This is a genomic window from Streptomyces sp. NPDC058964 (genome assembly GCF_042741275.1).
GTDB lineage: Bacteria > Actinomycetota > Actinomycetes > Streptomycetales > Streptomycetaceae > Streptomyces.
This window is the reverse complement of the sequence record NZ_JBHYKH010000393.1, coordinates 1-8,234: the sequence shown is the minus strand read 5'-3', so window position 1 is coordinate 8,234 and position 8,234 is coordinate 1. Positions and strand designations below refer to the sequence as shown.

Genomic DNA, 8,234 nt, shown 5'->3' with positions numbered 1-8,234 from the left:
GTGGGGCGCGGCACCACGCCCCCCCCCCGCCCGCCCCCCCGGCCCCCGGACTCCCGCGGGCGCCGCCGGCCGGCCCCACCCACGAGGCTTCCTCCACAAGGCGAGGGACAGGACATGTCGAAGGCACGGCATCTTCTCAGCACCGGCCCCTTCGGAGCCGCGGCGGGCATCCACGCCGACATGGCGACCTTCTCCGAGATCGCGGCCGAACTGCTGCACGCGCACACGGGGCTGCGCCCCCCGAGCCCCGCGCCGGATGCCGCGCTCATCGCGCACAGTGTCGCCCGCTCGACGACGCTCGACGCCTTCCGTGCCCTGCACGGCCGCGGGGACCCGGCGGACGCGGCCCGCATCCTGCGCCGGGGCGCGCAGCTGTTCGCCTCCGCCGCACCGCACACCCAGCTCACGGTGCCCGGACACACCTACGCGCTCGCCGGCGACTGGTCGGCGGTCGAGGGCGGACGCGCGCTCCGGGCCGTGATCGGCGAGGACCTGGCGGTCGCGCACAGTCATGTGGCCGCGACCCCGGACCACGTCACCGCCGTCGGGCGCGGCCTGCGGCTCATCGAGGCGGCCGTGGGCGAGTTCGGCCTGTCGATCGTCTCGTCGGTCCGGGGCGCGGTGCTGATCGAGGACAGCATCATCGAGTCCGCGTTCATCGTGCCCGCGCCGTTCGTGTCCGTCCTCAACACCCAGGTGCTCGCCAGCCCCCTCAAGACGGCGGACGCCGTGCTCCACGAGGCCGCGCACCAGAAGTTCTACGACCTGCTGGTGTGCCGGCGACTGGTCAATCCCGACTACAACTATCTGGGCGGCGCGCTGTTCGGCATCCCGTGGAACCCGGTGGCGGGCGAGCGCCGCAGGATGGACTGCCTGCGCGTCCTGTCGACGATCCATGTGTACGCTCACCTGCTCGAGCTCCTGCTGAGCGTGCGCGAGGCCGGGCTGTCCGACCGGGGCGAGTGCGACGGCATGCTCACCGAGTACTGGCAGCGGGCGCAGTTCTTCGACACGGCGGTGCGCAGCGGCGTGGTGCGCACCGCCCTCGGACCGGACGCGCGGGCGATGGTCGACTGGCTCGCCTCGGTCATGGACGTCCACCGGGAGACCCTCGCGGCGGCCGGCCGGGACGCGGAGAGCCCGTACACGGCGGACGCGCTGGAACAGGTGCACCGCTTCGAAGCGGAAGCGGCGGCTCTCGTATGACGTCCGCCCCGCAAACACCGTCCCGGTTCTTCGGGCCGTTCTCCAGGATCCTGGAGAACTTCCCGGACATTCCCGTCCAGTCCTATTTCTCCGGTCTCTTCTATGAATTCGAGGAGCCGGCCGCCTGGCAGGTGACCTGGGACCTGCCGGCGTACATAGAGCTGTGCGAAAAGACCGGGGCCCGGTCGGTCCTGGACGCCGGGTGCGGATCCGGCCGCATCATCGGCGCGTTGGCCCGGCATTTTCCGGACATTCATCTGACCGGCATCGACAACTCGGGGGCGGCCGCGACGCGCTTTCAGGAGCGCTGTTCCTCAGTGGCGCGGTTCGTCGAGGGGGACCTCCTCGACTCGGGCGTCTGGCCGAAAAGCGCGGTGGACCTCGCGCTGCTGGGCAACGTGACGCTCAACTCCTTCACGTCGGAGGCGGATGCGCAGGAAGTCGTGCGCAACCTGCGGGACGCGGCGCGCCCGGGCGGACATGTGGCGATCGTCGCGTTCCGGGAGTCGTCTCTGGAACACTTTGTCCAGCTGCGCGAAAGGTGTGACGCCGTTCCGTTCGAGGACCGGCGGGGTGTTCGCCGGCTCATCTGGCGCGGCACCGACTTCGCCCCGGAGACCCGGAAGTTGCGGCACAACTACTTCATCGAGGCGCGTGAGGGAGATGCGCAACCGTTCCCCGGCGTTCTGGGCATTCACGAAGAACGCGTGTGGAGTTCTCGTGAAGTCCGGGCAATGGCCGAGAAACTGGGACTCGCTTACGCCGGACAAGTCTCCGTGGAAGTCGCGGGCGGTGGTGCGCACGGATGGCCGGTGGACGCCCTTCTCCTTTGCCGACAGGCCTAATCTGTTCCGCAGGCAGTTTTGAAGTGAACGCGGCAAGCGGATGGATTGGACTCGATTGGACACGCAGAAGACGCGCAGGACGACGTTCGCCCCGCTGCGCCGGAGCATGCTCGTCCCCGCTCCCGCTCTGGTGCTGATCGCGGGAACGCTCTTCTCACGCGTCGGTGACTCGTTCGCCTCCGTCGGCATGATGCTGGACGCCGCGGACAAGGGCCTGCGCTGGGGCGTGACGGAGGTGTGCCTGGCCGAGCTCCTGCCCACGGTGATCGCCGCACCCTTCATCGGTTCACTGGTGGACCGGGCCAGCGCCCGATCCGTCGGTCTGTGGGCGCTGGTGATCCAGGCGCTGTCCCTCGGCGGCGCCGCCGCGCTGGACGGCTTCCACCTGCGGGTGGCGCTCATCGCCCTGTCGGGGCTGGCCGGGGTGGCATCGGTGACCGCGGGCTTCAAGATCCTTCCCGTCGTCGCGGGCGAGGAGCAGACGGGCCGGGCGAACAGCCTGCTCACCGCCGGGCTCTCGGCGGCGGGGCTGCTCGGTCCCGCGCTGGCGGGCCTGCTGCACTCCGCGTGGGGCACCACCTTCCTGCTCGGCGCGGATGCCGTCTCGTTCCTCGCGCTGGCCTGGTGCACCGCGCTCGCCGTGCCCCGTTCCGTGGACGTGACGCTCGGCCGCCGGCCCGCCACCAAGCTCTCGGACGGGTACCGGGCGCTGCGGCACGCGCCGGTGGTGGGCCTCCTGATGCCCACGCTGGCGGCGGCGATGCTCGCCACCAGCATCGAGAGTGTCGCGGGCGTCTACTATCTGCGCGACGTGGTCCACGGCAACGACAGCGTCTTCGGCCTGTTCCTGGCGACCTGGGCGCTGGGCAGCATCCCGGGCGCGCTGCTCGCCGGCCGCGCGGGATGGTCACGACGGCACCTCGCCCTCATCCTCGGCGGGGTGCTCGGCATCTCCGTGGGGCTGCTGCTGGCCGGTCTCCTCCCGGTGGCCCCGGTGATCTTCCCGCTGTTCCTGCTCGGCGGCTTCGGCAACGGGGTGTGCAACGTCGGCCTGCGCAACGCGGTGCACACCGGCGTGCCCGCCGAGGTGCACGGCAGCGCCTGGGCCTGCTATCAGGCGCTGTCCCGTTGCTGCATCGGCCTCGGATATCTGCTGGGCACCCCCAACAGCCTCGTCTCCAGCCGCGGTCAGGTGATCGTCTCCGGGGCGATCCCGCTGGTCTTCTCGCTGTGGGCGATGCTCCGTTCGCTCCGCCGCAAACAGCCGGTGGTGGGAGAGGTCCCCGGATGACGCACGAGCGGGTCTACGAGCACTTCTACCGGACGCACCGCATGGGCGGGCGGCAGGTCGAGGGAAGCTTCCCGCTCAGCGACGGCGGCGGCCCCTTCGGGTTCGACATCGAGGCGGCCGTCGCCTTCGACTACCTGGTCGGCGCCTATGAGCCCGACGTGATCGTCGAGACGGGCTGCCACCTGGGCGACACCACCCACTATCTGGCCCGCGCCTATCCCGACGTCACCGTCCACTCCTGCGACATCAATCCGGTCCATGTGGACTTCACCCGCAGGCGCACGGCCCGGCTGCCCAACTGCTGGGTACGGGAGTGTGACAGCCGCGCCCTGCTCGACGAGGTGCTTGCGGGCGCCGAGCGGCCGCTGATCCACCTGGACGCGCACGGTTTCGAGGACTGGCCGCTGCGCGAGGAGCTGACCGCGGTGAAGAACGGCGTCGTGTGCGTCGACGACTTCGACATCGGGGCCCCCGGATGGTCGTACGACACCTACGGCGGCGTGGCCTGCGGGCCCGGCCTGATCCGGGCGCTGGACCTGAACCTGGCGGGCGCCTACGTGAACTCGACGGAGAACGTCTACGGCTACCCGTGTCTGCAGCCGGGACGCAGGGCGGGCCGCGCCTATCTGGTCCTGGGGGATCTCCCGGACCTGCTGCGACACCGCAAGTACTTCAGCCCGCTGGCCCTGGACAGCTGACACGGGTGTCCGTCGTTCCGCTCACCGCCTCGTCGCCGCAGCGCGCGGATCAGCCCTCGCGGAGGTCCTTCACCCGGCGGAGCTTGCCGAGCGAGCGCTCCAGCGTCTCCGGGTCCACGATCCGCACCTCCACGGTCACGCCGACACCGTCCTTGACCCCTGCGGCGATCGCCCGGGCGGCGGCCTCGCGCTGCTCGGATGCGGCGCCGGGACGCGCCTCCACGAGAACGGTCATGTGGTCCATCCGCCCCCGCCGGCCGAGCTGGATCTGGAAGTGCGGAGCGACGTCCCGGGTGCGCAGGACGACCTCCTCGATCTGGCTGGGGAAGACGTTCACCCCGCGCAGGATGATCATGTCGTCGCAGCGGCCCGTGATCTTCTCGATGCGGCGGAAGGCCGGGCGCGCCGTGCCGGGCAGAAAGCGCGTCAGGTCGCGGGTGCGGTACCGGATGACCGGCAGTGCTTCCTTGGTGAGCGACGTGAAGACGAGTTCGCCGCTCTCGCCGTCGGGCAGGACCTCGTCCGTGATCGGGTCCACGATCTCCGGGTAGAAGTGGTCCTCCCACACGTGCAGGCCGTCCTTGGTCTCCACGCACTCCTGGGCGACGCCGGGCCCCATCACCTCGGACAGACCGTAGATGTCGACGGCGTCGATGTTCATGCGCTCCTCGATCTCGCGGCGCATCTCCTCGGTCCACGGCTCGGCTCCGAAGATGCCGATCCTCAGCGACGTGGAACGGGGGTCCACTCCCTGGCGCTCGAACTCGTCGAGCAGGGTGAGCATGTAGGACGGGGTGACCATGATGATCTCGGGCTGGAAGTCCCGGATGATCTGCACCTGGCGGGCCGTCATGCCTCCCGAGGCGGGGATGACGGTGCATCCGGCCCGCTCGGCGCCGTAGTGCGCCCCGAGTCCGCCGGTGAACAGGCCGTACCCGTAGCTGATGTGGACCTTGTGGCCCGGCCGGCCGCCGGCGGCGCGGATCGAACGGGCCACCAGGTCCGCCCAGTTGGAGAGGTCGTTGTCCGTGTAGCCGACGACGGTGGGGCGTCCGGTCGTGCCGCTGGATGCGTGGATACGGCGGACGTCGGACATGGGGACGGCGAACATCCCGAAGGGGTAGGTGTCCCGCAGGTCGGCCTTCGTGGTGTAGGGAAAGCGGGCGATGTCCGCGAGCGAACCGCAGTCCTCGGGCCCGACGCCGGCCTCGTCGAACTTCTTCCGGTACAGCTCCACGTTGTCGTAGGCATGTCGCAGCGTCGACCTGAGACGGCGGAGCTGCAGGTCCAGCAGCTCCTCGCGCGGCATCTGCTCCGCGGAGTCCAGCAGGTGTTCGGGACACGGTTCCGCCCGGCGGGCCCCGGCGGCCGACGTCGTCTTCCGTTCGATGCTCATCGCGACTCCCTGGATGTACTGCCCCTGAGGATGCGGCTGCGGCCACGGAACTCCGCGACCACCTCGTCACCGCGCATCACCGTCACGTCGTAGATGCCACTGCGCCCGAAGCGGGTCCGCTCCCGAGCGGTGGCGATCAGTACGTCGCCCTCGTGAACCGGGGCCACGAAGTCGATGCCGGCTCCGGCTGCGACCGTCGTCGGACCGTGGCTGTTGCACGCGCAGGCGAAGGCGGTGTCGGCGAAGAGGAAGAGGTAGCCGCCGTGAGCGATCCGGTGGCCGTTGACCATGGCCGGCGTCACGGTCATACGAAGCTCGGCGGTCCCCTCGCCGTGTTTCAGGAGCTCGATCCCCAGTCGCCGGGAGGCGTCGTCCGCGGAGAACATCGCCTCGACCGGATCGTCTGCGCTGTTCCCAGCATATATAGGTGTATCTACCATCTTATATCCCGACCGAACATTCGGTTAGCATGCGGCACGGCCAAGTAATCCAGCCGGACCCACCCCTGTCAAGGGGTCGACCGCACACCGGGGCGGCCCCGCAGGCCCCGTTCCCGGGGCACCGGGCGCCCGCCGCACTTCCGCAACGCGAGATCTCGTCATATCATGTACCGAACGAACGGTCGGTAGGGACAGGTGGTAGGAATGACTGCACGGCAGGCCGGGTCGTCGTCGGCTCAGGACGGAGCGCCGCCCGGGCTTCAGGAACGGTTCGACGACACGATCGCGCGCGATCAGCGGATCGAGCCGCGGGACTGGATGCCGGAGGGCTACCGCAAGACGCTGATCCGGCAGGTGGCGCAGCACGCGCACTCGGAGATCATCGGCATGCAGCCGGAGGGCGAGTGGATCACCCGCGCCCCGTCGCTGCGCCGCAAGGCGATCCTGTTCGCCAAGGTCCAGGACGAGGCCGGCCACGGACTGTACCTGTACTCGGCGGCCGAGACGCTGGGCGCCGACCGCGCGGACCTCACCGAGCGGCTGATCGAGGGGCGCCAGAAGTACTCGTCGATCTTCAACTACCCGACCCTGTCCTTCGCCGACGTAGGCGTCATCGGCTGGTTCGTGGACGGCGCCGCCATCTGCAACCAGGTGCCGCTGTGCCGCAGCTCCTACGGCCCGTACGCGCGGGCGATGGTCCGCATCTGCAAGGAGGAGTCCTTCCACCAGCGGCAGGGCTACGAGCTGCTGATGACGATGATGCGCGGCACCGACGCCCAGCGCGAGATGGTCCAGGACGCGGTGAACCGCTGGTGGTGGCCGTCGCTGATGATGTTCGGACCGCCCGACGACGACTCGCCCAACTCGGCGCAGTCCATGGCCTGGAAGATCAAGCGGCACAGCAACGACGAGCTGCGCCGGCGCTTCGTCGACATGACCGTGCCGCAGGCCGAGAAGCTGGGCGTGACCCTGCCCGACCCCGAGCTGCGCTGGAACGAGGAGCGCGGCCGCCACGACTTCGGCACCCCCGACTGGGCCGAGCTCAAGAGGGTGATCAGCGGCGACGGGCCGTGCAACGACGAACGCGTGGCGCGGCGCCGGGCCGCACACGAGGACGGCGCCTGGGTGCGCGAGGCGGCAGCCGCGCACGCCGCCAAGCAGGCCGCCCGGACGGAGAAGGGAGCAGCGGTATGAGCGACACGCAGGCGAAGAGGGACGGCTGGCCGCTGTACGAGGTCTTCGTGCGGGGCAAGCGCGGACTCAACCATGTCCACGTCGGTTCCCTGCATGCCGCCGACGACCGCATGGCCCTCACCCACGCCCGGGACCTGTACACCCGGCGCAACGAAGGTGTGAGCATCTGGGTGGTGCGCTCGGAGCACATCGCCGCCTCCACGCGCGACGAGAAGGACCCCTTCTTCGACCCCAGCGCCGACAAGGTCTACCGGCACCCCACCTTCTACGACATCCCCGACGACGTCCCGCACATCTAGGAGCAGGCAATGAGCGACGATCACGTCTACCTGTCCCTGGCCGAGGGGCACGACGACAGCGACGCCCGCTGGGCCTTCGGGACGGGCTTCGAGGACCCGCTGTACGGCGTGAGCACCGCCGTTCCCGAGGACGTCGACCGGGCGGAGCTGGCCGCGTGCTGTCTGGCACTGGCCGACGACGCCCTGGTCACGGCCCAGCGCCTGGCCGAGTGGACCACCCGCGCGCCGGAACTGGAGGAGGAGGTGGCCCTCGCCAACATCGGGCTCGACCTGCTCGGCCAGGCCCGCCTGCTGTACGCCCGCTGCGGCCAGGTCGACGGCACCGCACGCGGCGAGGACGCCTACGCCTACTTCCGCGACGCGGACGAATTCCGCAACGTACGCCTTGCCGAACTGCCCAACGGGGACTTCGCGTTCTCCATGGCACGGCTGCTGGTGTTCTCGTCCTGGCGCCTGGCCCACTTCGAGTCGCTCGCCGCCTCCGCCGACCCGGTGCTCGCCGCCGTCGCCGCCAAGGGCGTGAAGGAGCTGACGTATCACCGGCAGTACGCGGCCGAGTGGGTCGTCCGGCTCGGTGACGGCACCGAGGAGTCCCACCGGCGGATGCGCGCCGGCCTGGATCGGGTGGCACCGTACCTGAACGAGCTGTTCGCCGCCCACGACGCGCGGACCGAGGTCCTCGCCGTACTGGCGCAGGTGGCCGAGGCCGCGGGCCTGCCCCTGCCGGACGCGCCGGCGCCGGCGACTGGTTCCGGGCGCGGAGGCGAGCACACCGGACACCTCGCCCCGTTGCTGGCGGAGCTGCAGAGCGTGGCCCGAGCCGACCCGCAGGCGACATGGTGACCGACCTCACCGACACCGACAC

Annotated in this window: 9 protein-coding genes; 7 read left to right on the top strand and 2 right to left on the bottom strand. The window is 70.3% G+C overall.

From position 1 onward, the window contains the following. The first annotated feature begins 114 nt into the window (after positions 1-114). Genes ACFW2E_RS34395 through ACFW2E_RS34380 form a run of 4 tightly spaced genes read left to right on the top strand, consistent with a single transcriptional unit; the run spans position 115 to position 4,040 of the window. Entirely contained in the window at positions 115-1,206 is a 1,092-nt protein-coding gene (locus tag ACFW2E_RS34395; protein ID WP_384472123.1) for a hypothetical protein, read from the top strand. Next, complete coding sequence (locus ACFW2E_RS34390; protein ID WP_384472120.1) at positions 1,203-2,051, top strand: class I SAM-dependent methyltransferase; 849 nt, start codon at positions 1,203-1,205, stop codon at positions 2,049-2,051. The genes ACFW2E_RS34395 and ACFW2E_RS34390 overlap by 4 nt, the downstream gene beginning before the upstream one ends. A gap of 55 nt (positions 2,052-2,106) precedes the next feature. Then, positions 2,107-3,342 carry an MFS transporter gene (locus ACFW2E_RS34385; protein ID WP_384472117.1) on the top strand — a complete coding sequence of 412 codons (1,236 nt, stop codon included), beginning with the start codon at positions 2,107-2,109 and terminating at the stop codon, positions 3,340-3,342. Beyond that, entirely contained in the window at positions 3,339-4,040 is a 702-nt protein-coding gene (locus ACFW2E_RS34380; protein ID WP_384472114.1) for a hypothetical protein, read from the top strand. Before ACFW2E_RS34385 ends, ACFW2E_RS34380 begins: the two co-directional genes overlap by 4 nt. Positions 4,041-4,089: 49 nt before the next feature. Here ACFW2E_RS34380 and paaK read toward each other — a convergent pair whose 3' ends face one another. Both paaK and paaI read right to left on the bottom strand, forming a co-directional pair. Next, positions 4,090-5,436 (bottom strand): phenylacetate--CoA ligase PaaK, encoded by a 1,347-nt coding sequence (gene paaK / locus ACFW2E_RS34375; protein ID WP_384472111.1) that lies wholly within the window; start codon positions 5,434-5,436, stop codon positions 4,090-4,092. Continuing rightward, positions 5,433-5,876, bottom strand: a complete 444-nt coding sequence (gene paaI, locus ACFW2E_RS34370) for a hydroxyphenylacetyl-CoA thioesterase PaaI (RefSeq protein WP_384472108.1) — start codon at positions 5,874-5,876, stop codon at positions 5,433-5,435. Before paaI ends, paaK begins: the two co-directional genes overlap by 4 nt. A gap of 204 nt (positions 5,877-6,080) precedes the next feature. Between paaI and paaA the strand changes: the two genes are divergently transcribed. The 3 genes from paaA to paaC are packed head-to-tail and all read left to right on the top strand — an operon-like array spanning position 6,081 to position 8,212. Then, on the top strand, positions 6,081-7,070 hold the full coding sequence (gene paaA / locus ACFW2E_RS34365) for a 1,2-phenylacetyl-CoA epoxidase subunit PaaA (protein ID WP_384472105.1): 990 nt from the start codon (positions 6,081-6,083) through the stop codon (positions 7,068-7,070). After that, the gene (gene paaB / locus ACFW2E_RS34360; protein ID WP_361241509.1) at positions 7,067-7,369 is read left to right on the top strand and encodes a 1,2-phenylacetyl-CoA epoxidase subunit PaaB; all 303 of its coding nucleotides are present in this window, start codon (positions 7,067-7,069) and stop codon (positions 7,367-7,369) included. Before paaA ends, paaB begins: the two co-directional genes overlap by 4 nt. A 9-nt stretch (positions 7,370-7,378) precedes the next feature. After that, entirely contained in the window at positions 7,379-8,212 is an 834-nt protein-coding gene (gene paaC / locus ACFW2E_RS34355) for a 1,2-phenylacetyl-CoA epoxidase subunit PaaC (RefSeq protein ID WP_384472102.1), read from the top strand. Positions 8,213-8,234: the final 22 nt, after the last annotated feature.

Excerpts from the sequence above, each read along its gene's own strand:
- ACFW2E_RS34395 (WP_384472123.1), top strand. The coding sequence starts at position 115 with ATGTCGAAGGCACGGCATCTTCTCAGCACCGGCCCCTTCGGAGCCGCG.
- ACFW2E_RS34390 (WP_384472120.1), top strand. The coding sequence starts at position 1,203 with ATGACGTCCGCCCCGCAAACACCGTCCCGGTTCTTCGGGCCGTTCTCC.
- ACFW2E_RS34380 (WP_384472114.1), top strand. The coding sequence starts at position 3,339 with ATGACGCACGAGCGGGTCTACGAGCACTTCTACCGGACGCACCGCATG.
- paaK (WP_384472111.1), bottom strand. The coding sequence starts at position 5,436 with ATGAGCATCGAACGGAAGACGACGTCGGCCGCCGGGGCCCGCCGGGCG.
- paaI (WP_384472108.1), bottom strand. The coding sequence starts at position 5,876 with ATGGTAGATACACCTATATATGCTGGGAACAGCGCAGACGATCCGGTC.
- paaA (WP_384472105.1), top strand. The coding sequence starts at position 6,081 with ATGACTGCACGGCAGGCCGGGTCGTCGTCGGCTCAGGACGGAGCGCCG.
- paaB (WP_361241509.1), top strand. The coding sequence starts at position 7,067 with ATGAGCGACACGCAGGCGAAGAGGGACGGCTGGCCGCTGTACGAGGTC.
- paaC (WP_384472102.1), top strand. The coding sequence starts at position 7,379 with ATGAGCGACGATCACGTCTACCTGTCCCTGGCCGAGGGGCACGACGAC.